This is a genomic window from Haliea salexigens DSM 19537 (genome assembly GCF_000423125.1).
Lineage (GTDB): Bacteria > Pseudomonadota > Gammaproteobacteria > Pseudomonadales > Halieaceae > Haliea > Haliea salexigens.
Window position 1 is genome coordinate 344992 of the sequence record NZ_AUHJ01000001.1, and the last position, 25970, is coordinate 370961.

The 25970-nt window shown below is 63.0% G+C and carries 21 protein-coding genes; 13 read left to right on the forward strand and 8 right to left on the reverse strand.

Annotated features, from left to right (window positions below):
- The first annotated feature begins 41 nt into the window (after positions 1–41).
- The 3 genes from G533_RS0101675 to G533_RS0101680 all read left to right on the forward strand — a co-directional run bounded on the left by G533_RS0101675 (position 42) and on the right by G533_RS0101680 (position 3080).
- On the forward strand, positions 42–2012 hold the full coding sequence (locus tag G533_RS0101675) for an alpha/beta hydrolase family protein (RefSeq protein ID WP_027948462.1): 1971 nt from the start codon (positions 42–44) through the stop codon (positions 2010–2012).
- A gap of 109 nt (positions 2013–2121) precedes the next feature.
- Entirely contained in the window at positions 2122–2436 is a 315-nt protein-coding gene (locus G533_RS24405) for a hypothetical protein (RefSeq protein ID WP_144079753.1), read from the forward strand.
- Between the two features lie 68 nt (positions 2437–2504).
- Entirely contained in the window at positions 2505–3080 is a 576-nt protein-coding gene (locus tag G533_RS0101680) for a CBS domain-containing protein (RefSeq protein WP_027948463.1), read from the forward strand.
- A gap of 16 nt (positions 3081–3096) precedes the next feature.
- Here the strand turns inward: G533_RS0101680 and G533_RS20110 are convergent, their stop codons facing one another.
- Positions 3097–4659, reverse strand: a complete 1563-nt coding sequence (locus G533_RS20110; RefSeq protein WP_051229869.1) for an arylsulfatase — start codon at positions 4657–4659, stop codon at positions 3097–3099.
- A gap of 215 nt (positions 4660–4874) precedes the next feature.
- Between G533_RS20110 and G533_RS0101690 the strand changes: the two genes are divergently transcribed.
- On the forward strand, positions 4875–6407 hold the full coding sequence (locus G533_RS0101690) for a S10 family peptidase (protein WP_084638736.1): 1533 nt from the start codon (positions 4875–4877) through the stop codon (positions 6405–6407).
- Here the strand turns inward: G533_RS0101690 and G533_RS0101695 are convergent.
- Positions 6404–6832, reverse strand: coding sequence for a hypothetical protein (locus G533_RS0101695; RefSeq protein ID WP_144079754.1), 429 nt, complete (start codon positions 6830–6832; stop codon positions 6404–6406). The two genes, G533_RS0101690 and G533_RS0101695, sit on opposite strands and share 4 nt — an antisense overlap.
- Positions 6789–7049: an FAD assembly factor SdhE gene (locus tag G533_RS0101700; RefSeq protein WP_027948466.1), complete on the reverse strand. Its 261-nt coding sequence runs from the start codon at positions 7047–7049 to the stop codon at positions 6789–6791. The genes G533_RS0101695 and G533_RS0101700 overlap by 44 nt, the downstream gene beginning before the upstream one ends.
- A gap of 111 nt (positions 7050–7160) precedes the next feature.
- Here G533_RS0101700 and ygfZ point away from each other — a divergent pair, with 111 nt between their 5' ends.
- Entirely contained in the window at positions 7161–8132 is a 972-nt protein-coding gene (gene ygfZ, locus G533_RS0101705; RefSeq protein ID WP_027948467.1) for a CAF17-like 4Fe-4S cluster assembly/insertion protein YgfZ, read from the forward strand.
- On the opposite strand, the gene ung is transcribed toward ygfZ, so the two are convergent.
- From ung to npdG, 5 genes are read right to left on the reverse strand one after another with little or no spacing between them, the layout of a single operon-like run.
- The gene (gene ung, locus G533_RS0101710; protein WP_035525882.1) at positions 8111–8812 is read right to left on the reverse strand and encodes a uracil-DNA glycosylase; all 702 of its coding nucleotides are present in this window, start codon (positions 8810–8812) and stop codon (positions 8111–8113) included. The genes ygfZ and ung overlap by 22 nt on opposite strands.
- Before the next feature lie 3 nt (positions 8813–8815).
- A complete protein-coding gene (cofH, locus tag G533_RS20115) occupies positions 8816–12070 on the reverse strand; it encodes a 5-amino-6-(D-ribitylamino)uracil--L-tyrosine 4-hydroxyphenyl transferase CofH (RefSeq protein WP_240472339.1) in 3255 nt (1084 codons plus the stop codon).
- Positions 12067–13023, reverse strand: a complete 957-nt coding sequence (gene cofD / locus G533_RS0101720; RefSeq protein WP_144079755.1) for a 2-phospho-L-lactate transferase — start codon at positions 13021–13023, stop codon at positions 12067–12069. The genes cofH and cofD overlap by 4 nt, the downstream gene beginning before the upstream one ends.
- Positions 13020–13787: a coenzyme F420-0:L-glutamate ligase gene (gene cofE / locus G533_RS0101725; RefSeq protein WP_027948470.1), complete on the reverse strand. Its 768-nt coding sequence runs from the start codon at positions 13785–13787 to the stop codon at positions 13020–13022. The genes cofD and cofE overlap by 4 nt, the downstream gene beginning before the upstream one ends.
- Positions 13784–14467, reverse strand: a complete 684-nt coding sequence (gene npdG, locus G533_RS0101730) for an NADPH-dependent F420 reductase (RefSeq protein ID WP_027948471.1) — start codon at positions 14465–14467, stop codon at positions 13784–13786. Before npdG ends, cofE begins: the two co-directional genes overlap by 4 nt.
- Positions 14468–14676: 209 nt before the next feature.
- Here npdG and G533_RS0101735 point away from each other — a divergent pair, with 209 nt between their 5' ends.
- The 8 genes from G533_RS0101735 (at position 14677) to ccoO (ending at position 25969) form a co-directional block, all read left to right on the forward strand.
- On the forward strand, positions 14677–15459 hold the full coding sequence (locus G533_RS0101735) for an SDR family oxidoreductase (RefSeq protein WP_027948472.1): 783 nt from the start codon (positions 14677–14679) through the stop codon (positions 15457–15459).
- Positions 15456–17459, forward strand: coding sequence for a pyrroloquinoline quinone-dependent dehydrogenase (locus G533_RS20120; RefSeq protein ID WP_051229870.1), 2004 nt, complete (start codon positions 15456–15458; stop codon positions 17457–17459). The genes G533_RS0101735 and G533_RS20120 overlap by 4 nt, the downstream gene beginning before the upstream one ends.
- Before the next feature lie 212 nt (positions 17460–17671).
- The gene (locus G533_RS20125) at positions 17672–21100 is read left to right on the forward strand and encodes a DUF1631 family protein (protein WP_051229871.1); all 3429 of its coding nucleotides are present in this window, start codon (positions 17672–17674) and stop codon (positions 21098–21100) included.
- Positions 21097–22296, forward strand: a complete 1200-nt coding sequence (locus G533_RS0101750; protein WP_051229872.1) for a helix-turn-helix transcriptional regulator — start codon at positions 21097–21099, stop codon at positions 22294–22296. The genes G533_RS20125 and G533_RS0101750 overlap by 4 nt, the downstream gene beginning before the upstream one ends.
- Positions 22297–22382: 86 nt before the next feature.
- Positions 22383–23141: a fumarate/nitrate reduction transcriptional regulator Fnr gene (fnr, locus tag G533_RS0101755; RefSeq protein WP_027948474.1), complete on the forward strand. Its 759-nt coding sequence runs from the start codon at positions 22383–22385 to the stop codon at positions 23139–23141.
- Between the two features lie 117 nt (positions 23142–23258).
- Entirely contained in the window at positions 23259–23861 is a 603-nt protein-coding gene (locus G533_RS0101760) for a Yip1 family protein (protein WP_027948475.1), read from the forward strand.
- 54 nt (positions 23862–23915) lie between these two features.
- Positions 23916–25364 (forward strand): cytochrome-c oxidase, cbb3-type subunit I, encoded by a 1449-nt coding sequence (gene ccoN, locus G533_RS0101765; RefSeq protein WP_027948476.1) that lies wholly within the window; start codon positions 23916–23918, stop codon positions 25362–25364.
- A complete protein-coding gene (gene ccoO / locus G533_RS0101770; RefSeq protein WP_027948477.1) occupies positions 25361–25969 on the forward strand; it encodes a cytochrome-c oxidase, cbb3-type subunit II in 609 nt (202 codons plus the stop codon). Before ccoN ends, ccoO begins: the two co-directional genes overlap by 4 nt.
- Position 25970 lies beyond the last annotated feature (1 nt).

Genomic DNA, 25970 nt, shown 5'->3' on the forward strand with positions numbered 1-25970 from the left:
CAATCGCATAACCTGCGATTTTCGAGACCACAGGAGTGTCTATGAAAATCAGTGCCCTGCTGCTTGTACTATTGGGCGCCTGCTGCATCCCCGCGGCGGCACAGCAGCTTCCCCTCGAAGACTTTACCCGCCACGGTGATTTCCTCGATATGAAGCTGTCACCGGATGGCAAACACATCGCCGCACGCGTGCGAAACGAGGGCAAAGTCGGGTTCCTCGTCCTTGAGACCGACACCATGCAGGTGGTGGGCGGCGTCACTTCGAAAGCGGGCGAAGAGATCCATTCGGTAGAGTGGATCAACGACGAGCGTCTTGTGTATCAAAACGCTGAAGAACACATCAAATATGACCACCCCGTGGCAACGGGGGAGCTCTTCGCCATCAACTATGACAACACGCAGCACACGGTTCTGTTCGGCTATGGCGCAGGGCAGGCGTTCAAGGCCTCGCGACTGAACAAGCGTGAAGACTCTATCGCTTCAGCGGAAATCATCAGCTATCTGCCCGAAGACGACCGACGCATACTCATTGCCGAGTACCCTTGGGAACGCCGGGGTAATTACTACTACGCCACCAGGGAAAGGCCCCCCAACATTGTTCTGCTGGACGTGTATAAAGGCCACAAGAAGACGCTTGAGACCCTACCGTATCGGGTGGCCGTGCCACTGGCATCCGATACGGGGGAAGTCAATTTCGTCCGCTACCAGGATGAAAGCGCGCATTTTCGCGCCGCTTTCAGAACCGATCGGGACAGCGACTGGCAGGATCTCTCGGAAGAGCTGGGCAGCGGCTATGTGCCTCTGGCTTTGAGCAACGATGGCAAACGGGTTTTTCTCCAGGCGAACGCAGGGGTTGCGCGGCTTACCACCATGGTCGAATTCAACCTTGAAACGCGGTCGCTGACAACGCTCTTCGAGGGCATGCAGACCGACATTCAGGAATTCCTCTGGGACCCTCAGCTCGAGCGCCCGGTGGTGGGCGTGTCCTACCCGGCGAGACACCAATACCACTATGCGCCAGGAGACAGCGACACCGCGCGCTGGCACCGCATGCTGGCAGCGAGTTTCGACGGGCAAAAAGTTATTCTGGAAAGCCATAGCAAAGACCGCAAACGTATCCTGCTGCACGTTTCGAGCGACACCAATCCCGGCGAATACTACCTGTTCGATACGCAGAGCAAACGCGCATCATTCCTGTGGGCGAACCGATCGTGGCTGGACCCGCGCACTCTCGCGCCCTCAACACCGTTTGCATTCACCACAAACGATGGGGTACAGGTGCACGGCTATGTGACGCTGCCAAAAGATCGCAAAGACGGTGAAACGCTACCGTTTGTCACCATGGTTCATGGAGGCCCACATAACGTTCGCGACTACGCAAACTTCAACAGCGAAGTGCAACTGCTGGCGAATCGCGGCTACGCCGTTGTGCGCGTCAACTTTCGCGGCAGCGACGGCTACGGTGACGCATTCCGGCAGCTCGGCTATCGCCAATGGGGCGGGGCCATGATTGATGACATTCTCCAGGGCACTACAGAGGCGGTCGACAGGTTCTCACTGAATCCGGACAGAGGCTGTGTCTACGGCGCCAGCTACGGTGGCTATGCGGCCATGATGTCCGCGGTCCGTGCACCGGACATGTTCCAGTGCGTTATCGGCTACATCGGGGTGTACAACCTGCACTATGCCTTTTCAGAGAGCGATACGACAGATTCCTTCGGCGGACTGGCCTACCTGAAAAGAGCGCTGGGCACCGACGACGCCCAGCTGAGCGCCTATTCACCCGTAAATCATGCCGCCAAGATTTCCGCGAAGGTCCTGATCATTCATGGTGAACAGGACACGCGGGTGCCGGTGATCAACGCGGAAAAAATGGCGGAACAGCTTACCCTGGCGGGGAACAAGCCCGTTTACCTCAGCTTCGGCCGCTCTGGCCATGGCGTGTTTGACGAAGCCGGGAGAAAAACGCTCTACCAGGCGCTGTTGGATTTCCTGGCGGCACATATCGACTGAACCTGGCGGCGGTGTCAGGCCCGGGCACGGACTGTAATATTGCCGGAAAGCAGTTGACCAGGGGCCTGCCTGTGGGTGTATCTTCCACAACAGGCAAGAGGCTCACGCAATGAAGAGCATACGCAGGGTGACAGGACTTTGGCGATTCGGATTGGCACCCGCATTGCTACTCGCCTGTCTTCTGGGTACTGCTTCGCTCCCGCTTGGTGCCCACGACGACCTCGCCAGCGGCTTTGCCGACAGTGTTGATACGGCAGAAAACCCGATCGCCGAGGACAACAACAGTGAAGCAGCGGCAGCACCGGGCGCGTCAGCGGTAACTGCCACACCCCTTCGCCACGTCGCCGCCATCGGTGAACGACGCCGTCTCGCAACCGCACAGCCCTATCCACCGCACAACCCCAGAGCACCACCTGCCCGCTGAACCTCCACCGTCACGTTTTTTCTTATACGACAGGACGCACGCCTCGCGTGTGCCCAAGGAGAAGTTCAATGGACGCTTTCAAAGCCCTGCACACACTGCCGCTGACCGACGTCAAGCGTATTCACCAGCCCGAGCTGCCGCGCGACCTGCAGCTATCCAGCCCCGCCAGCAAGGCGCTGCTGGACTTTGACTACAACGCCCCGCCGCTATTGGAAAGCAACACCGGTGTCGCTGAAGCGCTCATGCTCCTCGAGCGTGAGCACGCCAGCCTGAAGTTGGTCATTAACATGGATGAGCAGTTCAAAGGCATCATCACGCGCCGGGATCTGGTGTCATCGCGCCTGATGCAGATTGCAGTCGCCAGCGGCAAGGTGCGGCAGGACCTCACGGTCGGCGATGTCATGACCCCGTGCTCAACGCTACAGGGTGTGCGCCACGACCAGGTTCTACACGCGAGCGTTGGCAGGATCCTGCAAACGATGCAGCAGCTCGGTCAGGATTACCTGATGGTGATCGCCAACGATGGCATCAGCCTGCGCGGACTGCTCGATGCGCGACAGATCGCGCGGCGCCTGCATGTGGACTACCAGGACCACACCCAGGCGCGCACGTTTGCGGACATCTGTGAGGCCTTGCTGCACTAGCGGCCCCGGGAAGGCCCTAGGGACCCCCAGCCGCCTGCGCGGCTGCAGCGCGCATCTGCTGCATTTGCTGCATCTGTTGCATGATGCGGTCAATGGTGAAGCTCGCTGTCGGCTGGCGCGGCGGAAACTCGCGGAATGTTGCCAGCCACTTGCCGACCTCCTGCTGTACCGGCACAAACAGCCACAGCTGGTCGGCAAAGAAGCGCGAATACAAACCCGAGTCGATCGAGGTTTCGTAAGGATCGCTGCGCAGGTTAATGATACGCGGGAAGTTCAGTGCCTCCCGCGGGCCGGTCCAACCCTGCATCGCCCAGGCGAAATGCACCTTCCAGTCGCCCCAGCGCAGCGCATTGAAATTGGCGTTGTCATCGAAGTAGAACAGGGTGTCGCGTTTCCCCGGCCCCTCACCCGCCAGCAGTTCGGTCTGGTCGTAGCCATCGAGGTACACCTTGAATTCCCGGCCACCGACGCGGTGCCCGCCAAGCAACTTCTGCTTGATACCCGGCTCACCCGCCGCCGCAAGCAGCGTGGGCAACCAGTCCAGGTGAGAGAAGACGTCGTTGATGACGGTGCCGGGGGCGACTACGCCGGGCCAGCGGATCATCGCCGGAACGCGGAAGCCACCCTCCCAGGTCGAGCCCTTTTCGCCGCGAAATGGCTCCACGCCACCATCGGGATAGGTGTTGGTTTGCGCCCCGTTGTCCGTCGAGTAAATCACGATGGTATCGTCGGCGATACCCATCGCATCCAGTTTGTCCAACAGCTGGCCGACGTGATTATCGTGCTCCATAAGGCCATCGGCGTACAGGCCGTAGCCCGACGCGCCGTCCCATTGCGGCGCCAGGCGGGTCCAGTTATGCATGCGGGTAGCGTTGAACCAGACGAAGAACGGTTTGTCGTCGCGTTGGGCCCTGGTCATGAAATCCAGGGCCGCATCGGTAAACTCCTGGTCGACCGTCTCCATGCGTTTGCGATTCAGAGGCCCCGTATCCTCAATGCGTCCGTCCGCGTAGGAGCGAATAACGCCGCGCGGGGCGAAGCGCTTGCGGAATTCCGGGTCTTTTGGATAAAAATACGTTTCGGGTTCTTCCTCCGCATTCAGGTGGTACAGATTGCCGAGGAACTCGTCGAAGCCATGATTGCTCGGCAGGTATTCATCCTTGTCACCCAGGTGGTTCTTGCCAAACTGCCCGGTTGCATAGCCGTGGGGCTTGAGCAACTCCGCAATCGTCGGGTCCTCCGCCTGCAAACCGATCTCCGCCCCCGGCATGCCCACCTTAAGGAGGCCGGTGCGCAGGGGATGCTGCCCGGTGATAAATGCCGAGCGCCCGGCGGTGCAGCTCTGCTCACCATAGTAGTCTGTGAAGCGCGCACCCTGCTGAGCAATGCGATCAATATTTGGCGTGCTCCCGCCAAGCATACCCTGGTGGTAGGCGCTGAGGTTCGACCAGCCGATGTCGTCTCCCCAGATCACCAGAATATTGGGCTTTTTCGCCGCCGCAGTCACCGAGCAAACACCGAGCAGCAAAACAGCCGCCAGCAGTCGAGTGGTATAACGGATCGGGTTACGCGTGCTCATACAAATCGCCTCAGGTCGAAGAACACGAGCATTAGGGCACGACTGACCACCGTGTTGCCACTGTGCGACCGGGATCCACCGCGGCGGCACAAATACGCAAACCCGCTACCGCGGCACGCCGCAACGCCACGCTGCGGTCGCCGGCACGCACTACGACATGCCGGCGCGCACGGGAATTGCTACAATCCCCGCGCCACATTGGAAGGGAACGCCCCATGAAACTGCTGTTCATCAACCGTATTGCCCTGCTCCTGCCCCTGTGCCTCGGCGCCATACTGCTGCCGCAGGCAGTGACGGCGGACGAAAACACCGCGAGCGCACCACCCGAGGCCGCCGCAATTCCGGAACCCCTGCATGCAGAAAGCCGCGGGCGGGTGCGTATTGACGGCAAGAACATCGACTACCGGGCAACCGCCGGCACCCTGGAAATGAAAAACGATGACGGGGAAGTGATTGCGCATTACGGCTACACTGCCTATGTGCAAGAGGGCGCGGATTCCCGCGCCCGGCCGCTGCTGTTTGCCTACAACGGCGGGCCGGGCTCCGCATCCATGTGGCTGCACATGGGCATACTGGGCCCCCAGCGCACCGTGGTGGAAGACACGGCCTTCACCACGCAGGGGCCCTTTCGCTATGCCAATAATGAGTACAGCATTCTCGACCGGGCCGACCTGGTCATGATCGACCCCGTCGGCACCGGGTTTTCGCGGGCGGTCGGCAAAGGCAAGAGTGAAGACTTCTGGGGGGTGAGCAACGACATCCACACAGTATCCGACTTCATCGCGCGCTATGTCACCGCGAACGGCCGCTGGACTTCACCCAAGTACCTGCTCGGCGAAAGCTACGGCGGCATACGCAGCGGCGGCGTCGCCTGGGACCTGCTCAGCCGCCACAGCATTGCGCTCGACGGTGTCGTGCTGGTGTCACCCTACATGGACTACGTAGCCGGCAATGCGGGCACACCGAACGATCTGCCCTACGTCAACTACCTCTCCACGTATGCGGCGACAGCCTGGTACCACGGCGTCAGCGAGTACCGCCCCGAGACCCTGGAGGAAATGGTGGCGGAAGCGGAGCGCTTCGCCATGGAGGAGTATGCACCGCTGCTGCTGCAGGGGCACGCCGCCAGTGCGTCTGCACGGCAGAACGTGTTGCAGGGCCTGCAGCGATTCACCGGCATCAGCGCCGACTACTGGGAGCGGGCCAACCTGCGCATCGACGAGGCGCGCTTTGCCAAGGAATTGCTGCGCGCCAAACGCAAGACCGTGGGGCGCATTGATTCCCGCTTCGTCGGCGATGCCATCAACCACGTGGCGGAAGATTTTTCCTACGATCCCTTCTTTCCCGCGGTGGGCCCTGCCTTCGTCGCCACCTTCAACGACTACTACCGTGAAGTTGTCGGGGTCAAAACCGACATGGCCTATGTGACTTCCGCGGGCCTGTGGCGGGACTGGAAGCAGGAACACACCCACCCGGGCCCAGTGGGCACGCAACCCGTGGGCAATACTGCGGTCGACCTGGCCTACGCCATGACCCAGAACCCCCATATGCGCGTGCTGGTGCAACAGGGCTACTACGACCTCGCCACGCCGCTGGGTGCCACACGACACTTTCTGCAACATATCGACCTGCCCGACACACTGCGCAACAACATCACCGAGGCCTACTACGAGGCGGGCCACATGATGTACCTGCACCCGCCGTCCATGGCCCGGTTCAAGGACGACCTGGCGAGCTTCATTCGCTAGCGGCGACCTTGCACCAGCCACCAGCGGCGCAGTGCGCGGTAGTCAGCATCGCTGAAATCCGCCGCCCAGAGCCAGAGGCTCTGGCGTCGCTGGCTGCCCAAAGGTATCCACTGCAGCACACAAACGCGCGACAGCAACACGCTGTGAGCGGTGATGGCAATCGGCGCCAGCGCACCGCGCGGCGTGCTGCTCAGCCAGCACTGGCTGCCCTGAATTTCCAGCTGCCAGTGGTAACTGGCGGCGGGCATTCCTGCGCGCGCAACGCCCACCCACAGCGGCAATGCCAGCACCGCGTACAGGCCGTAACCGCGTGCGGCCACTTCGGCAATGGCCAGCAGCAGGCACAGGCACAGCAGGCACCAGGCGGGACGTGGGCGTCGGTCAGTCCAGGTCAGGACGAGTAAAGGTGAGTATGCTGCGGACAATAGCGGCCAACTCCGGGTCGTCGGGCATTTCCCTGCTCAGGAACCAGCCGAACAACTCCTGATCCTCGCAGAGCATCAGTTGCCGGTAGCGCTCGCGGTCGATGGCATCGAGCTGGGGGTAGCACTGGTTGACGAAGGGCTCCAGCACCAGGTCAAGCTCCAGCATGCCGCGCCGACTGGCCCAGCGCATGCGATTGTGTTCTTCCGTGTCGAGCATGACAGCCCCCATGCAGTACGCAAACATCAAAAACCGCTATTATAGCGTGTCGCCGTCACGCAAGGCTAAGCCGTGGCCGTTTTCCATCGCACAGGAGGCGCAGTAGGTACCGTGTCAGACAAGCAGAACACCCACAGCAGCGCCGCAGGGCTGTCCCTGACCCGGCTGCAATCGGAAGCACTACTGGAGGTGAGCGGACCCGATGCCGTGAACTTCCTGCACAATCAGGCCAGCTGTGATATTCGCCAGCTCAACACCGGCCGGGCGTGCTACGGCAGCTTTTGCAATCCGCAGGGACGCGTGCTCGCCGACTTTATCGCCCTCGCGGTCACCGCCGACACCCTACTGTTGCGACTGCAGCGGGATATTCTTGCGCGCACGCTGGAGAGCCTCGGTCGGTTTGCCGTATTTTCCAAAGTCACGCTGCGCGATGCCACGGAGGACTGGCAGCTGTTGGGGCTTCAGGGGGAGAACTGGCAGGCAGCCCTGCGCGAGCACGTCGCCGAAATCCCTGAAGACGCTCTGGACTGGACGGCAGCGCCCGGAACCCTGTTGCTGCGACCGACTACCGACCCGCAGGCGCTTGAACTCTGGGTGCGCGTGGCGGCAGAGGGGGCCCTTGCTGAAGCGCTCATGACGCAAAGCACGTCACAGCCGGACGAAGAAAAGTGGCAAGCCGCGAACCTGCGTCAGGGCATTGCGCGACTGCAGGCAACCACCAGCGGCGAGTTCCTGCCACAACAGCTGAACTACGACCTCTGCGGGCACATCAACTTCCGCAAGGGCTGCTACCCCGGACAGGAAGTGATCGCGCGCATGCACTACAAGGGCAAGGCCAAACGTCGCATGCTGCTGATGACTCTCCCCGCCGACGCCAATCTGCAGGCGGGTGCCCCCGTGTACCGGGCCGGCCAGGACCAGGCAGCGGGTGCCGTGATCAATACGGCACTGGCGAGCGACGAAGAGCGCCTGGTGCTGGTGACAACAACCGCAACAGCCGCCGAAGACGGCCTCTACACGGCCCCCGAAGCCAGCGTCCCGCTGCAGGTGCTGACGCTACCCTATTCGGTACCGTTTGGTTGAGGCGGAAGCTGCCAGTCGACGGGTGGCTGGCCGTGTGCCGCCAACCACGCATTCGCTGCACTGAAATGCCCACAGCCAATAAAGCCGCGGTACGCGCTCAGCGGTGAGGGGTGTGGGGCCGTGAGCACACAATGACGCTCGCGGTCTATCGCGGCGCCCTTGCGCTGGGCGTAGCTGCCCCACAGCATGAAGACAACGCCGCTACGCTCGCGGTTGACCAGCTCCACCACCCGATCAGTGAACTGCTCCCATCCCTTGCCCTGGTGTGAGGCCGCGCGGCCTGCCGCGACCGTCAGTACGCTGTTCAGCAGCAGCACACCCTGATCGGCCCAGCGGGTGAGGCTACCGTGCGCCGGCCGCACGATGCCGAGGTCACGCTCGATCTCCTTGAAGATATTCTGCAGAGATGGCGGCGTGGCAACGCCCGGTCGCACAGAGAAGCACAGGCCGTGGGCCTGACCGGGGCCGTGATACGGGTCCTGCCCAAGAATAACGACCCGGGTACGCTCCAGCGGGGTGTGGGCAAAAGCGTTGAAGATTTCGGCGCCGGGGGGAAAGACCTGCACACCGGCGGCTTTCTCCGCACCCAGAAACGCCCTGAGTTCCCGCATATAGGGCTTTTCGAACTCAGGCGCCAGGTGCTTCAGCCAGCTCGCTTCAAGCTGTATCGAAGCAGACACGGCTCAGTTGCAGGCCGCCATCATCACCACCTGCTCCGGCGGCATAGCGGCGGGGACATCGACGTGCGGCAAGAGCCGTTTATCCCGGGCGTGCTTGCCTGCATCGGCGTTCTCTATGGGCACCAGGGGAATCGCCCGGTTGGCCACGGTGCGCCGCTCGGCGGCTGCATCCCCGTAAAGCGTGGTGCGCAAGCGGGGATTGCGACCCAGTGCGTGAATCCGCGCCTCCATGACATCCGGTGCCCACTCCTGTCCGTGCGCAGCGCCGGCAGCGCGGGTAATGCTCTCGTTCATCAGCGTGCCGCCAAGGTCGTTAGCGCCGGCATTCAGGCACACGTCCACCCCCGCCTCGCCCATTTTCACCCAGGACGTCTGAATGTTGTCGATGAAGCCGTTCAGCACCAGCCGCGACACCGCATGCATCAGCACCGCCTCGCGGAAGGTAGGACCGCGGCGGGCCTTGCCACGCAGGTACATAGGGGCTTCCATGTGCACAAACGGTAGCGGCACCAGTTCGGTAAACCCTCCCGTACGGGCCTGTACAGCGCGTAGCTGCAACAGGTGGCGCGCCCAGTGCTGCGGTTGTTCTATATGGCCGTACATGATGGTGGCTGTGGTACGAAACCCGAGGCTGTGGGCCGTCTCCATCACCTCCAGCCACTGCGCCGTGTTCAGCTTGTCCGGGCAGAGGGTGGCACGCACATCGTCGTCGAGGATTTCCGCCGCAGTGCCCGGTAGAGTACCGAGGCCCGCCGCCTTCAGCTGGCGCAGGTAATCCGCCAGGGTCAGGCCCAGGGTCGCCGCCCCCTGCCACACCTCCAGCGGGGAGAATGCATGAATATGCATATCAGGCGTGGCGGCGCGCACCGTGGCCAGAATGTCCAGATACGTCTGGCCGGTGTAGGCCGGGTGAATGCCCCCCTGCATGCACACTTCGGTGGCACCTCGCGCCCACGCCTCGCGGCAGCGCCGGGCGATCTCCGGGGCGCTGATATCATAGGGCCGGCCGCGCAGCTCTTCCGTGTGCTTGCCTTTGGAAAAGGCGCAGAACTGGCACTTGAAATAGCAGACGTTGGTGTAGTTGATGTTGCGGTTGATGACATAGCTCACGTCATCACCACAGCGCGCGCGGCGCAGGCGATCGGCGGCATCCACCACAAAACGGAACTCCGCGCCCCGCGCCGCAAACAGCCGCACCACATCGGCCTCACCGAGCGGCTCCGCGCGCTCGCAACGTTCCACCACCGCGCGCAGCTCGGATGACACCGCAAAGGCACTCTGCGGCGCCGACAGCAACTCTGCCTCAACCGCTGGCAGCGGCGCCTCTTCACCGGGCACCCAGCCATCGCGCCGCGCAAACCCGCCTGCATCCTGCTGCCTGAGCACCGGGGTTCGCAGCGCCGGGTCCAACCACTGTTCCGGCTGCTGCACATACGCGGGATAGATGGTGAGCCGCTGTTCCAGAAACTTGCCTGCCGCCGCGGTTTCCCGCGCGAGGTGCTCAAGGTGTGGCCAGGGCGCTTCCGGATTGACGTGGTCCGGCGTGACCGGTGAGACGCCACCCCAATCATTAATGCCGGCCGCGAGCAACTGCGGCAACACGCCGGGGCTTAAGTTGGGCGGCGCCTGCAGGTTCATGCTGGCGCCGAAAATAATGCGCGCCACCGCCAGGGTCCAGAGCAGGTCTTCAAGGTCGGGCTCTGGCGCACGGGCCATGAGGGTGCCGGGTTTGGCACGGAAATTCTGGACGATCACCTCCTGCAGGTGACCGTACTGCTCGTGCACGCGGCGCAGCGCAAGCAGGGACTCGATGCGTTCACGGCGCGTTTCACCGATGCCAATCAGAATACCGGAGGTAAAAGGCACGGCAGCCTCACCGGCCAATTGCAGGGTGCGCAGACGTTCCGCGGGTAACTTGTCCGGGGAACCGTAGTGCGGCATCCCCTTCGCACACAGACGCTCGGAAGCGGACTCCAGCATGATGCCCATAGAGGCGCTGACGGGGCGCAGCGCCGCGATTTCCTCTGCGGTCATGCAGCCCGCATTGATATGTGGCAACAGGCCGGTTTCGTCCAGAATGCGCCCGGCCACATGGGCCACGTATTCCAGCGTGGTGGCAAAGCCCATTTCAGCAAGCGCCTCACGCGCGGCGCGGTAGCGCAGTTCGGGCTTCTCACCCAGGGTCAGCAACGCCTCCTGGCAACCCTGGGCAGCGCCCTCCCGGCACAGTGCCAGAACCTCATCCACGCTGAGATAGGGTGAGGCAACCTGCTTCGGTGTCGTCGCGAAGGTGCAGTAATGGCAGACGTCCCGGCACAGTCGCGTGAGCGGCACGAAGACCTTGCGCGAGTAGGTCACCACATGCCCGTGCCCGCGATCGCGCAGCTCACCCGCCAGCGCCACGAGGTCGGGGGTGTCAGTACATTCAGCCAGCGACAGGCAGTCCGCTTCAGAGGGGAGCGCGCCGGTCATCAGATCGGCGCGCAAGGCGGCCAGACCGACGCGCGCCGCAGCACCGCCCTCTGCACTGCTACGGAGACGCGCCGAGGCGTATTGCGCCAGCCAGCCGCGGGTGTGTGCACCCAGCTCGGCAGTAGTCGAGGCGCACAGGCGTTCAATATCCACGGGGGTATCGATGTCACGTGCCAGGCCGGCGCGCAGCAACGCCCCCGCCGCTAGCTGCTGAGCGCGTGCCCAGCCCAGGTGCAGCGCGCAGGAGCCGGTACCGAACGCAAACTGCGGCGCTAGCCGGGCCTTGAACAACATCAGGTTGGTGCCGGTACCAGCTTCGTCGCTGCCGACAAGCAGGCCACTGGCAGCTTCAGGGCGCGCCAGTGCCGCGTCGAGGTCGGCAGCGCCCAGAAATGGCAGGTCGGCGTGCATGACCATCAACAGGGCATCGGGGTCCTGCAATTCCGAACGTAAGCGCTGACAGGCGGCGGTGAGCACCTGGTTCAGTGCCTGCAGGGGGAAAGATGCCATTGCGCCGCCTGCCGCGGAGCCAGCGGCGGCCGCCAGCAAGCCGGACTCCGACCACAGTCGCGCCTTGTTCACCGTCACCAGCGTCGCTGCTTCCGGTTCATCGGAGATCACGGTAATCGAGGCCACCGCAGGGTGTGCCGCCAGAACGGCCAGCACGTCACCCGCCATCGCCAGCACCAGGTCGCGACGCTGTACCGATGCCAACGTCTCAGCGAGACGGCTCTTCGCCGTGTCCAGGCGCTTCAACGGCAGAACCACGTGCACCGGTGTGGTCACAGCAGCTCCAGACAGTCGTTCGCCAGCGCCTGCTTTGCCGCGCGCTCCCGCATGATCGTTGATCTCACCTGCACCTCCATTCCGAGCGCCGCAATCTCTGGCGCCAGTGTAGCGTCACTGTGATCCAGCACAAACGTGGTGACCAGCCCGGGATAGTGCCGCGCGTAATGTTCTGCCACGCCCAGCGCTGTCACCGGCAGACCGAGTTCCGCCAACATCTTTGCCGCAGGCCCCTTCAGTGCCTGACCGGCGACAATAGGTGCCACTGCGACCACTTTGACCGCACACTCTCGCAGGGACTGCCAGAAATTGTCCAGCTGCAGCATGGGGTCGATGCTCACAAAAGGATTGGAAGGACAAATAATCACCCCGGCCAGACTCTCTCCCGTGCAGAGCGCCTTGAGCTCCGGTTGCAGACGGGCCTGATCCACGCCCTGAAAGCGGAAGCCCCTGACCTGCGGGCGGCACTGCTCGCGCACAAAGTACGCCTGGAATGCCAGCTCGCCCTCGTCCGTCTGCACCTGGGTTGGCACCGGGTCGTCGCTCATGGGATAGACGTTCGCCGCCACGCCCAGCCGCCGCGCAAGCTCTGCGGTGACCGCCGAAAGGGAAACACCAGCCGACAGCTGGCCGGCTCGCCAGAGGTGCGTTGCCAGGTCGCGATCGCCCAGCCGAAACCAGGTGTCGCCCTCCAGGCCCTCCAGCGCCTGCAGCACGTGCCAGGTCTCTCCCGCAAGTCCCCAGCCCTGGGCGGTGTCACTGCGCCCGGACAATGTGTAAAGCACGGTGTCGATGTCCGGGCAGATAGTCAGCCCCAGGTGCTGGAAATCGTCGCCCGTATTGCAGGCGATGTGCAGTTGCCCGGGAGGCAGGCAATCGTTCAGGCCGAGGCACAGTTTCGCTCCGCCCACACCGCCGGAGAGCGCCAACACCTGCCCTGCCAGCGGCGTCACCGGAACATGTCCTGTTCGCGAGGCCGCAACAGTGCGCGGGCGTCGCCCGTAGCAGGCCGCAACCGCGCACCGCGGGCCAGCACAACGGGCAGGCCCTCGGCTGCCTGCCCCTGTACAAGAGAGGCCGCGGCGGCCAACTCATCGGCCACGGCGGGCTCCGTCACTTCCAGACGGTTACCAAAACGATCGCAATCACCTATCTGGTTGAACAGCGGGTCGAGCCCCGCACAACCCAGCGCCAGGCCCACAGTCCCCACCCGCCAGGCCCTGCCCGAACTGTCGTTGATAATAATCTGCGGCGCGATGCCGCAGCGAGCACCGAGGGCCTCACGCAACCGCGCAGCGGACGCATTGCAGTCCTGCGGGAGCAGCAGCACGCGCGGGTCAGCGCTATCGTTCTGGATATTGGAGCGGTCGATGCCGGCGTTGGCGTGAACATAGCCTTCGCGGTGCTCGACGATAATCACCCCCTTGCGCACCCGCAAAACCTCGCGGGACTCGCGCAGGATGAGTTCTACCAGGCGGGGGTCCTTGTCCGCCTGCCGCGCAAGCTCGCACGCGCGCTCGCCCGGCTCAACCTCGGCCAGGCGGCGGTAGCGGTTTTCGGCCTTGGAAACGATTTTCTGCGCCAGCACCAGCACATCACCGGCCTGCAGTTGCAAACCGTTGTGCTCCAGGCTGGCGTGAATCAGTGTGGCGAGGTCATCCCCCGGCGCGACTTCGGGAAAGCCCTCCAGGGGAATCAGTTCAAGCCGTGCACTCATCCATGGCTGTCCAGGCCGGAAATCCGAATACCGGCATGGCAGCTGTACTGCTTGTTGATGGTGATCAATACCGAGGTCAGCGCCTCGGCCGCAGCGGCGTTGGCGATCATGCCGGCGTGGAAACCACGCAGACCGGCCGCTTCCACCAGCGTGATAACGGCGGCGCGGGCTTCTTTCTTGTTGCCACACACCAGCACATCGCAGTCCACGGCACCTTCATCCTGCAAATGCGCGGCGGCGACGTTCTGGAACGCCGACACAACATCCACAGTCTCACCCAGCAGGTCCTGGGCAATCTGTCCGGCACTGCCCTCCGGTGGCAACTGCACACGGGCAACGCGCGGCGGCACCAGGGGCACGGTGACATCGATCAGGATCTTGCCTTGCAGTGCCGGCGCGACCAGCTCCAGCGTGCTCTTCTGGTGGCTGAAAGGGACTGTGATCGCGACGATGTCGGCGGCCTCTGCTGCCGCCAGGTTCTCCATCGACTCCACTGCGACCGACACACCCCGCGCCGCCATGACCTCGCGCAGATCGCCGGCAGCCTGTTCGGCTTTCTCTTCTGTCCGCGAGCCGATGATGACCCGATAGCCTGCCTGCGCCCAGCGCCGTGCCAAACCCGTACCCAGATCGCCAGTGCCGCCCAGAATGGCAAGTACCGGCAGAGATTCTGTTGTCATAACTATCTACGTCCTGATTGCTTGGTGGAGAGGCAGGCAGTTCAGCAAAGTCTACCGACGGCGCCTCTGTTTGCCTGAAAATGGCCGCTTGTCCATCGCGGTTTCCCGTTTTTCTGTGACCGGGTTAGGATGCGCGAGGCCGAGGCATCTTAGGCAATTCACACGCCGATCACAAGTTGCCCGCTACGCGTAACAAGGAGCAGTGAACTATGCAGAACCCCATGGATTTCAACGGTCGCGTCGTGCTGGTGACAGGCGGCGGCAAAGGCGTCGGCCGCGGCATCAGCGAACGCTTTATGGCCGCCGGCGCGGAGGTTGCCATCTGTGGCCGTAATCCACCGGAGCAACTGCCCGCTGCGGGCGGGCGCGAGGCCTTTTTCGTCGCCTGTGATGTACGCAAATACGAGCAGCTGGAAGCGATGGTCGATGCGGTGGTGGCCCGCTTCGGGCGCCTGGACGTGCTGGTGAACAACGCCGGTGGCGCACCCGAAGCAGAGGCGGCGACGGTTTCACCCCGTTTTCATGAATCCATCATTGCGCTGAACCTGACGTCGGCGCTGCACGCCGCACAACTCGCCAACCGGGTCATGCAGGCGCAGCCATCGGGCGGCAGTATCATCAATATCGCCAGCGTCAGCACCATCCGACCATCGCCGGGCACCGCAGCCTACGGTGCCGCCAAGGCTGGCCTGGTCAACCTGGGGCAATCGCTGGCGGTGGAGTGGGGACCGCTGGTGCGGATCAATGCCATCATCGCGGGGTTGGTCGAAACCGAACAGTCACACCTGCACTACGGGGATGCTGAAGGCGTGGCCGCGGTGGGCCGCACCATACCCCTGGGCCGGATGGCGGTGCCCGAGGACATCGGCGATGCCTGCCTCTTCCTGGCCTCGCCGCTGGCGTCATACGTCAGCGGCACCAGCATTGCGGTGCATGGCGGCGGAGAAAAGCCGGCCTTCCTGCAGGCAGCCAATACAACCAGCGCCTCATGACGACGCCGCGTAGCCTGACCGCACTCCTGACCGCCTTTACCCTGGCGACAGGCTGCCATGCCGCAAGCGAGGGTGCCCCCACCGGTGTGGCCTCGGCTGACACCGGCACAGCTGCCCAGGGCTGGCCCCACTATGGCGGCAAGGACGCCGGACAGCACGCGGAACTCACCGACATTACGCCGCAGAACGTCAACCAGCTGAAACTTGCCTGGAGCCATCATTCTGGCGACTTCAGTGACGGCAGCGGTGAATGGGGCCTGAGCTCACTGCAGGTGACACCTCTGGTTGACGGCGACACACTCTACTACTGCACCCCATTCGGGCGTGTATTTGCCCTGAACGCCGAAACCGGTGAAGAGCGCTGGGTGTTTGATCCCGAGGTGGAAAACCGCCGCAGCGGCATGTACCCGGTGGTGTGCCGCGGCGTGGCCCTGTGGCGCGCAGGGGAGCCTGCCGAGGCGGCCGCGAGCTGCGGCGTGCGCATCCTCTATGGCACGCGCGATGCCGAGTTGATCGCGCTGGATGCGCGCAGCGGTGAGCCCTGTGCGGATTTTGGCAACGCGGGACGTGTTTCCCTGAAAGAAGATATCAGCGGTGCCGAACCGCTGGTGTACTACCCGACCTCGCCGCCCTGGATCCAGAATGACCTGGCGGTGATTGGCGCGCTGGTTCCGGACAACGAGCGCAAGGATGTTCCCTCCGGTGTCGTGCGCGCGTTTGACGTGCGTACGGGGCAGTTGGCGTGGGCCTGGGAACCGGTCACCGCTGACTACCGCGAGCGGCATCGCGACAGCCTCGGTCGCGCGCGCTACCACCAGGGCAGCCCCAATGTCTGGGCGCCCATCGCTGGCGACCCTGAACGCGGCCTGATCTATGTGCCCACCGGCAACCCGGCTCCGGACCTGTTTGGCGGGGAACGCGATGGCATAGATGCCTACGGCTCTTCCGTCGTCGCGCTGGATGCCGACAGCGGTGACGTGCGCTGGCACTTCCAGACCGTGCACCACGACGTGTGGGACTATGACGTGGCATCACAGCCAACCCTGTTCCGTATTCCCGGGGTCGGAGGTGGACGCGCCGGGCTGGCACAGGCCACCAAGATGGGGCACGTGTTCCTGCTCGACCGACAAACTGGCGAGCCGCTGTATCCGGTGGAGGAGCGTCCCGTGCCGCAGGCCGGTGTGCCGGGTGAGACCCTCTCCCCCACGCAGCCGTTTCCCACACATCCCGGCCCCCTGCACCAACCCGCGAAACTGGGGCCCGAACACATGGACGGACTGGTGTGGCTGGACAAGCTTGCCTGCCAGAAGGAGCTCGCACGCTACCGCTCGGACGGTATGTTCACGCCCCCCAGCCTTGAGGGCAGTGTGCTCTATCCCAGCACCACCGGCGGCATCAATTGGGGAGGCGTCAGCATTGATCCCGAGCGCGGCCTGCTGATCGCCAACCAGATGCACCTGGCAACGGTAGTGCAACTGCTTCCCCGCGCGGAATACGATGCGCTCAACCCGGAGGCAGGGTATCCCCTGGAACACTATGCGATGCAGGGCAGCCCCTATGGCGTGCGCCGTTTCCCGCTGTTCTCGCCCCTGGGTGCCCCCTGCAATCCGCGCCCGTGGGGCAGCCTGACGGCCGTGGATCTGCGCTCGGGTGAGGTCGCCTGGACGCGGCCACTGGGCACCACGCGCGGCCAGGCGCCGTGGCCTTTCTGGTTCGAGGCGGGCTCCCCCAACGCCGGTGGGCCGCTGACGACGGCGTCGGGTGTCATCTTCATTGCCGCTACCACGGACTCGTACCTGCGCGCTTTCTCCAGCGAGACTGGCGAGCAGCTGTGGCAATACGATCTGCCCTACACCGGGAACGCGACGCCTCTGAGCTACCGGGCCACAGTGGGCGGGCGACAATTCGTCGTGCTGGCGGCCGGCGGGCACGGCTGGTCGACAGCGGGGGATGCCATCATGGCCTTCGCGCTGCCGGAAAAAGCGCCCACCACACCCTAGCAACGGGCCTCGGCACACCACACCAGTGCTTGTCGCTGTGTGCTGTGCAGGTATACTGCGCCCAAAAGGTCGCCGTGCGGCGGGAGTTTCCCCATCCGAATCAGAGCTGACATGTCACCTGCCAACCTTAACGCAATGCGCGCAACACAGTTGCAGTGTTATCCGCCGGACGATGGTCAACAGTGGCCGTTGGCCGCGCCAGAGAGGTTCGCTTGAACGCGTTTGACACCTACCGCCAGATCAGTGAACGCGAACTGGAGCGACGCTTTGCGCGTTTTCTGGAGGAGCTCACGGAGAACCTCCTGCGCTCCTCGCCCTCGCCACGCCAGGGCCAGATATCACGCACCCAGGTCACCGATGCCATCGGCATTCTGCAAATCCACCAGCGTGGCATGCTGGCCAGTTTCCTCGGCCACTACCACAGCTTCCACGACAACCTGACCCCGCCCGCCGCCGAGCTGCATCACTGGTGGGATGTAATGGATGAAAGTGGAACGATGGACCTGGTGGACCTACACACCTTCGAGAACTATCTCGCAGTCGACCGCCTCGCCCACGTTGGCGAGGACCTGCACCGCATTGGCATGGAAGCCCTGCAAATCCGTGTGGCAGAGCTGGTGCAGACCGACCCGCTGAAACTGCGCCTGCCCGAGCACGTGGCACAGCTGGCCCGATCACTGCAACTGGTACTTGAGGAATACCGGGTACCGCAACAGCTCACCCAGCGCATTTACGACCAGTTTGCCCGGCACTTCGTGCGCAACCTCGACAGCCTGTACCGGCACTTGAACGACATTCTTGAGCAGGCGGGAATCCGGCCGGACCTTGAGGGTGAGATCCTGGCCAACGGCTCACTGCTGCGCAAGGCGGATGAGCGCCCGGATCGCACCCGCCGGCGCCAGCAGGACGCGGGGCTGGGAGGCAGCAGCGCGAACGGAGGTGGCGGTGCGGAGAGTCGCCCGCAGCAGCTGTACTCATCGGTCATCAACGCACTGAACTTCAAGCGTGAAGTGGAACAGCAGCCGCAACCAGCGGGCGCGGTGCTCGATACCCAGAAGTTGATCAACGCCCTCGCCCAATTGCAGCAGATCGGCAAGTCACCGCAGGCCGCAGCGGGTGAAACCGCCGTTGCGGACTTTTTGCTGGGCCAGACACCGGGATTGAAAGGTGACGCTGCGCTGAGCGCGGAAAACCGCAATCAGCTCGAGATGATCGACAGCCTGTTCGAGACCATTCGCTCGCAACTCGATGTCAGCAGCGAACTGCAGCCGGTACTGAGCGACCTGCAATTGCCGTTGGCGCGGCTGGCGCTCACCGAACCGCAGTTTTTCCTGCAGCCAGACCATCCGGCACGCACGCTGGTAGATAAACTGGCTGCGCTTGGCAGCTCGGCCAATTTCCCCAACCGCATGCTGGAAAGCCGCGTTGCCGAAATTGTAGCGGCTATCGTTCGCGACTATGACGGTGATTCCGCCGTATTCGTTGCAGCACTGGAGCATGTGGAGCGGCTGTCCAGGCAGCAGTCGCAAGCCCACGCGCGCAATATCGAGCGGGTGGTCAAGACCCAGGAAGGCAAGGAAAAGCTGCGCGGCGCACGCGATGCAGTGGAAAATGTGGTGCGCGAGTGCCTGCCCCCGGGGCAGATTCCCCGCATTCTGCAGGAACTGATTGACCACGGCTGGCGCGACCTCATGGTACTGACCCATGTCAAACAGGGCGTGGAGAGCGACGATTGGGAAGAGCAGAGACGCACGCTGCAGCTGCTGACCACCTGGTTGCTCGAGCAGCAGCGTGGCGAGGTCAGTGAAGACCAGAGCGTTGAAAGAAGCCTTGAAGCCGAGCCCTTCATCGACCTGATGGAACAGCAGATCAGCGGTGCCCTGCCCGGCAACGTCTCTATTCAGGCGGTGTTCGATGAGCTGCGTGGCGTGCTTGCCGGCGACATCGCCGTGGACATGCTGCAGCGCGACAGCGAAGCGGACGAGGATACGGACGGCGAGGCACCACCCACGCGCGAGGAACGCCTGGCAAAAACGCGACGGCTGCGCCGCTGGGTGCAGCGCGTCGATACCCTGGGCAAGGGCATGTGGCTGAACTACCGCGACAAGGCCGGGGTCAAGCATCGCATCCAGCTGGCCTGGATCAGCGACGACCGGGAGCGCTTCCTGTTCGTCAACGACCGCGGCCAGAAAGTCGCGGAGTTCAATCAGGTGCAGCTGGCGCGCCAGCTCAGCCGTGGCGCGCAGCCCCCGGCGCCTGCCGATCGCCTTTCGGTTGTCGACCAGAGTATGTACAACACGCTGGAGGACGTGCAGCGCACGCTGAGCTTCGCCCGCAACCACGACCCCCTTACCCGCCTGATCAACCGCGACATCTTCATCGACCAGGTCGGGCGTGCGCTGCGCCACGCGCACACCCACCACTCGCAACACGCCATATTGCTGCTCAACATCGACCGCTTCGGCCTGGTCAACGACATTTACGACCGCATCAGCGGCGACCAGGTGCTGCTTGAATTCTCCCGGCTGCTGGCACAGCTGCACGGGCGCAAAACATCTTCCGCGCGCCTGGAGGAAGACACCTTTGCCATACTGCTGGTGGATGGCAATATCGAGAAAGCGCAGGCACTCGCGGAGCAGGTGCGCAGCGATATCGCCGATGGCAGCGTGGACATTGACGGCGAAAAGGTCAGTTTCACTGTATCGGTGGGTATTGCGCCCATTCAGGACTACAGCCCGGACGTCGACTCGGTCATGGCCAACGCGCAGGCAGCGGTCACCCAGGCCAAACAGCTCGGCCGCAACCGCGTGCACCTGTACGAGGCCAGCGAAGAAACCGTGCGCACCCTGCGCAGTGAACAACGCCGCTCACGCAAGGCACTTGAAGACGAGCTTTCCAGCGAGCGCTTCATGCTGCGAGCTCAGCCTATCGTCAAAACCGCCATGACCGGCGACAGCTCCACCACGCGTCACTATGAACTGCTGCTGGCCATGCGTGACAAGAGCGGCAAACTGAGTTCCCCCCAGAGCTTCATTACGTCCGCTGAGCGTCACGGCATCATGACGTTGGTAGACCGCTGGGTGGTGCGCGAGGCCTTCATGTGGATCAACTCCCTGATGGATGCACAGAAAGTGGTGCCCAGTGTGGCGATCAACCTGTCTGGCGCCAGCGTCACCGATGACGCATTCCTCGACTTCCTGTTCGAGCAGATCTCCGAATTCGGCGTGGGCACCAACCGGCTGTGCTTCGAAATCACCGAAACCGGCACCATCTCCAACCTGGTCAAAGCGGCGGATTTCGTACGCGCCTTCCGCAATATTGGCTGCAAGTTCTCCATCGACGACTTCGGCACCGGCCTCGCCAGCCACAACTACCTGCGTGAACTGCCGGTGGACTACGTCAAAATCGACGGCAGCTTCATCACCGGCATCGACCAGGACAGCAACGACTACGCCATGGCGCGCTCGATCAATGACCTCGCCCACTTTCTGGGCCAGGAAACGATTGCAGAATCGGTGGAGAACGAGGCCATTATCCGCAAACTCCAGGAGATTGGCGTTGACTACCTGCAGGGCTGGGGCATCGGCCGCCCCAAACCGCTCGCAGAGGTCACCCTCGATCTGTCGAGTATCGAAAAATGAATGAGCGGAGTGATCCGCTCGATGTCGCTACGGTAGGCACAGTACCGGCAGCCTACGATGCGCTGGTGGCCGCGCTCTATCGTGGGCCGCTGGAAAATCCGCCCTGGTCATCAGCTCTGCCCCTGCTGCGCGAACTGATCGATTGCCAGGTCGTGTCGCTGGTGTTGCGTCCTCCGGCAGAAGATGACCGCGGTGTGATTCTCAACAGCGTGCGGCCAGCAGCAGACCTGGGGGCAGCAAAAGCCCTGTCGGACCCCGCTGACTGGGAGGTCACGGCCTACCGCGAACAGTTCTTTGCGCTGGACCCCTTCGTCAACCTGCCCCCGGACCGGGTGGTGGCACTGGAGGACATTCTCAGCGATGCGGAACTGGTCGCCTCGGAGTATTACGAGCACTACCTGAAATCTGCCGGCCTGTTCCGCATACTGGGCCTGGACACCGTTGAGCCTGGTGGCATGCTCGCCCGCCTGCGCTTCTCGCGGCGCCACGAGGAAGCCTCGTTCAGTGCCGATGAGCGCGCGGTTCTGGCCCGTATCGCCCCGCACCTGCGCCTCTCCATCCAGCTCTACGCCACGCTCGGGCGCACCGCTTCCGAGCGCAACCTGTATGCCGGCGCCGTCGAGCAGCTGGCGGTGGCCACTATCATCCTCGATGAACAGGGGCGCGTGCTGAGCGCCAACACTATCGCGCGGGCGCTGCTGGAGGATGACAACGGGCTCAGCATACGTGGACAACATCTGGTCGTTGAGAATCGGGACAAGAACCGCGAGCTGCAAACCGCGCTGGAGACCATTATCAAGGCGCTGCACCGCGGCGAGGCCTCGGTGATTCGCGCGCTGCGGGTGCCGCGTGGCGGCGAACGGGCACAGCTGGGCCTGGTACTGCGCCCGGTGCCGGTTTCCGAGTGGGGTGAGGGCCAGTCCAGCCCCTGTGTCGCCGTTTTCATTTCCGACCCGGACCTCAACGAACCGAGCTCCCAGGGCACACTGGGGCAACTGTTCGACCTCACTCCGGCCGAGGCCAACCTCGCCATTCTCCTGTCTCGCGGGCTCAGCCTCGCCGAGGTATCCGAAGCGCAGAACATCTCCCAGCACACTGCGCGTGCCCAGCTCAAGTCCATCTTCGCCAAAACCGGCGTCTCGAGGCAGGCTGAGCTGGTGCGGCTGGTGCTCAAAAGCGTGGCATCACTGGGCTAGTAACCGCTTAACTGCGCCTCGCCACAGAGGTTCAGTAGCCGTTGCAAATGCACTATACTGCCCGTCACGAATCAGGGGAGTTCTGCATGTCCATGCGCCTGCAAGATGTCAGTGAAGCCGCGCCGTTGCGCTCGTGTACCCACGAGTACAAGGTCAATTGCGAAACCTGCCGCCTGAGCCGCATCTGCCTGCCGCTGGCCATCAACCACCAAGACCTCGAACAGCTGGAGAGCATCATCCAGCGCAGCAAGCCCTTGCAGAAAGGCGAGCTGCTCTACCATGAGGGCAGCCCGTTCCAGTCCATTTATGCCGTTCGCTCAGGTGCCGTAAAAGGCTACCGCACCACCAGCGATGGTCGCGAACAGGTTACCGGCTTCTACTTTCCCGGCGAAATCCTCGGCATGGACGGCATCAGCAACAACAGCCACGCCTCCTCGGCACGCGCCCTGGAAACCGCGGCCATCTGTGCCATACCGTTCGATTCACTGGAACGCCTGAGCGCCTCCATGCCCAGCCTGCAACGTCACCTGTTTCAGCTCATGAGCCGGGAGATCACCGACGACCAGCTGCTTATCACACTGCTCAGCAAGAATTCCGCCGACGAGCGCGTCGCCACCCTGCTGCTGAGCATCGCCAATCGCAATGCGCGGCGGAACCTGAGCGCCAGCCAGTTCCGGCTGCCCATGTCCCGTGTGGATATCGGCAACTACCTCGGTCTGACCGTGGAAACGATCAGCCGGGTATTCAGCCGGATGCAGAAAACCGGCGTGCTGCGGGTGGACAACAAGGAAATTGAGATCCTGGATCAGGAAGCTTTGCAACAGGCCGCCAATCTCGCGGCCTGACACATCCCGGTGGACTGAGTCCGCCGCTTCTTGATCTGTATCATGGCCGTGTAACCACGGCCCGGTAGACTTCGCCTGTGCCCGGCACCAGTTAATCTTTGGGGAGAACAACAACACATGATCCAGCACACGATCGGTCTATTGACCAAACCCGGCGCCCAGTGGCGCAGCGTTGCCAACCTGCCGGCGAGCAGCCTGAACATTCTGGTGCTGTATCCCTGGGTGCTCGCCCTGATTCCGGCGGTAGCCTGGTATTTCGGCACTACCGATGTCGGCTGGACCGTCGGCAACGGCCCGGCCATACGGCTGACCTACGACAGCGCTCTGCAGCTGTGTATCCTGTTCTACTTCGCCATGGTCGGTTGCGTTATCTCTGTGGGTTATTTCATCCACTGGATGGCGGGGACCTATGGCGCCCAGACCACCTTTGCCAAAGGCGTCGTTATCGCCGGCCTGACCGTCACCCCCATGTTTGTCTTCGGCGTCGCCGGCTTCTACCCGCTGCTCTGGGTTGACCTGCTGATCGGCGTGGTAGCGGTAAGCTGGTCGGTATACCTGCTGTACCTGGGTATCCCGATCATGATGAATATTCCGGAGGAGCGGGGTTTCCTGTTCTCCACCGCCGTGGTCGGCGTCGGCCTGGTTATTCTGGTGTCCCTGCTGGTCACCACGGTGTTCCTCTGGGATCTCGGCGCCGGGCCAGCTTTTACCGATGTGTAAAGGCATCTATCGAGCGGGCGACCTGCCTGACATTACTGACATTGGAAACAAGACATGAGTGAACTCAACGCTGCACTGGAGCACTCGACCTACAACTACAAGGTCGTTCGCCAGTTTGCCATCATGACGGTCGTGTGGGGTATCGTGGGGATGCTGGTTGGCGTCCTTATCGCCGCCCAGCTCGCCTTCCCCATCCTCAACTTCGACCTGCCCTGGACGAGCTTTGGGCGCCTGCGCCCGCTGCATACCAACGCGGTGATTTTCGCGTTCGGGGGCAGCGCGCTGTTTGCGACCTCCTACTATGTGGTGCAGCGCACCACCCAGGTACGCCTGATTTCCGACAAGCTGGCGGCCTTTACCTTCTGGGGCTGGCAGGCGGTGATCGTATTGGCTGCAATCACGCTGCCACTGGGTCTGAATTCCACCAAGGAATATGCAGAACTGGAATGGCCCATCGACATCCTGATTGCCGTGGTCTGGGTCAGTTACGCCATCGTGTTTTTCGGCACCATCGTCAAGCGCAAGGTGAGCCACATCTATGTCGCCAACTGGTTCTTCGGCGGGTTCATCCTCACGGTTGCGGTACTCCACATCATCAACAGTGCGGCCATTCCGGTCAGCCTGACCAAATCCTATTCGGCCTACGCCGGCACCGTGGACGCCATGGTGCAGTGGTGGTACGGACACAACGCGGTCGGGTTTTTCCTCACCGCGGGTTTCCTGGGCATGATGTACTACTTTGTGCCCAAGCAGGCGGAGCGCCCCGTCTATTCCTACCGCCTCAGCATTGTGCATTTCTGGGCCCTGGTTGCCGTGTATATCTGGGCCGGCCCGCACCACCTGCACTACACTGCCCTGCCCGACTGGGCGCAGAGCCTGGGCATGGTCATGTCCATCATCCTGCTCGCACCGTCCTGGGGCGGCATGATCAACGGCATGATGACCCTGTCGGGCGCCTGGCACAAACTGCGCACCGACCCTATCCTGCGCTTCATGGTGGTCAGCCTGTCCTTCTACGGTATGTCCACGTTTGAAGGCCCAATGATGTCGATCAAGACGGTCAACGCGCTGTCCCACTACACGGACTGGACCATCGGCCACGTGCACTCCGGTGCGCTGGGCTGGGTTGCCATGATCTCCATCGGCTGTATCTACCACCTGATTCCGATCCTGTTCGGCAAGGAGCGCATGTACAGCACCTCGTTGATCAACACCCACTTCTGGATGTCGACCATTGGCACGGTGCTGTATATCGCCTCCATGTGGGTCAACGGCATTCTGCAGGGCCTGATGTGGCGCGCCTACAACGATGACGGCACGCTCACCTACACCTTTGTCGAGTCGGTCGCTGCCAGCTACCCCGGGTACCTTGTGCGCCTGGCGGGTGGCGCCATCTTCTTCGGCGGTATGCTGATCATGGCTTACAACGTCTACATGACCACGCGCAAGGATGTCGCCGCACAGCCCCTGCCCGCTGGTGCCGCACAGGGGAGTCACGCATGAAGCACGAAGTCGTAGAGAAGAACGTTGGCCTGATGATGATACTCATCATCGTGGCCATCAGCTTCGGCACGCTGGTCGAGCTGGTGCCGCTGATGTTCAGCAAGCAGACCAACGAACCCATCGCCGGCCTCAAGCCACTGCCGGCTCTGGAACTCGAGGGGCGCGATATCTACATTCGCGAGGGTTGCAACAACTGCCACTCGCAGATGATTCGCCCGCTGCGGGCGGAGACAGAGCGCTACGGGCACTACTCTGTCGCCGGTGAATTTGTGTATGACCACCCGTTCCTCTGGGGTTCCAAGCGCACGGGCCCGGATCTGGCTCGTGTCGGCCAGCGCTATAGCGATGACTGGCACCGCGCGCACTTCTACAACCCGCGCGACGTGGTTCCGGAATCCAATATGCCTGCCTATCCCTGGCTGTTCGAACGCGAGGTTGATGGCACGGTTACCGGCAGAAAAATGAAGGCACTGCGCACCGTGGGTGTGCCCTACACCGACGAGGATATCGCCGGGGCGGAGGCGGCAGTTGCGGGCAAACTGGAAATCGACGCACTGATTGCCTATGTGCAACAGCTCGGCACCCTGCTGCAAACGAGGCGCTAGA

What these genes read in the sequence shown, in the direction of transcription:
- G533_RS0101675 (WP_027948462.1), top strand. Translation starts at nt 42, where the DNA reads ATGAAAATCAGTGCCCTGCTGCTTGTACTATTGGGCGCCTGCTGCATC.
- G533_RS24405 (WP_144079753.1), top strand. Translation starts at nt 2,122, where the DNA reads ATGAAGAGCATACGCAGGGTGACAGGACTTTGGCGATTCGGATTGGCA.
- G533_RS0101680 (WP_027948463.1), top strand. Translation starts at nt 2,505, where the DNA reads ATGGACGCTTTCAAAGCCCTGCACACACTGCCGCTGACCGACGTCAAG.
- G533_RS20110 (WP_051229869.1), bottom strand. Translation starts at nt 4,659, where the DNA reads ATGAGCACGCGTAACCCGATCCGTTATACCACTCGACTGCTGGCGGCT.
- G533_RS0101690 (WP_084638736.1), top strand. Translation starts at nt 4,875, where the DNA reads ATGAAACTGCTGTTCATCAACCGTATTGCCCTGCTCCTGCCCCTGTGC.
- G533_RS0101700 (WP_027948466.1), bottom strand. Translation starts at nt 7,049, where the DNA reads ATGCTCGACACGGAAGAACACAATCGCATGCGCTGGGCCAGTCGGCGC.
- cofE (WP_027948470.1), bottom strand. Translation starts at nt 13,787, where the DNA reads ATGAGTGCACGGCTTGAACTGATTCCCCTGGAGGGCTTTCCCGAAGTC.
- npdG (WP_027948471.1), bottom strand. Translation starts at nt 14,467, where the DNA reads ATGACAACAGAATCTCTGCCGGTACTTGCCATTCTGGGCGGCACTGGC.
- G533_RS0101735 (WP_027948472.1), top strand. Translation starts at nt 14,677, where the DNA reads ATGCAGAACCCCATGGATTTCAACGGTCGCGTCGTGCTGGTGACAGGC.
- G533_RS20120 (WP_051229870.1), top strand. Translation starts at nt 15,456, where the DNA reads ATGACGACGCCGCGTAGCCTGACCGCACTCCTGACCGCCTTTACCCTG.
- G533_RS0101750 (WP_051229872.1), top strand. Translation starts at nt 21,097, where the DNA reads ATGAATGAGCGGAGTGATCCGCTCGATGTCGCTACGGTAGGCACAGTA.
- fnr (WP_027948474.1), top strand. Translation starts at nt 22,383, where the DNA reads ATGTCCATGCGCCTGCAAGATGTCAGTGAAGCCGCGCCGTTGCGCTCG.
- G533_RS0101760 (WP_027948475.1), top strand. Translation starts at nt 23,259, where the DNA reads ATGATCCAGCACACGATCGGTCTATTGACCAAACCCGGCGCCCAGTGG.
- ccoN (WP_027948476.1), top strand. Translation starts at nt 23,916, where the DNA reads ATGAGTGAACTCAACGCTGCACTGGAGCACTCGACCTACAACTACAAG.
- ccoO (WP_027948477.1), top strand. Translation starts at nt 25,361, where the DNA reads ATGAAGCACGAAGTCGTAGAGAAGAACGTTGGCCTGATGATGATACTC.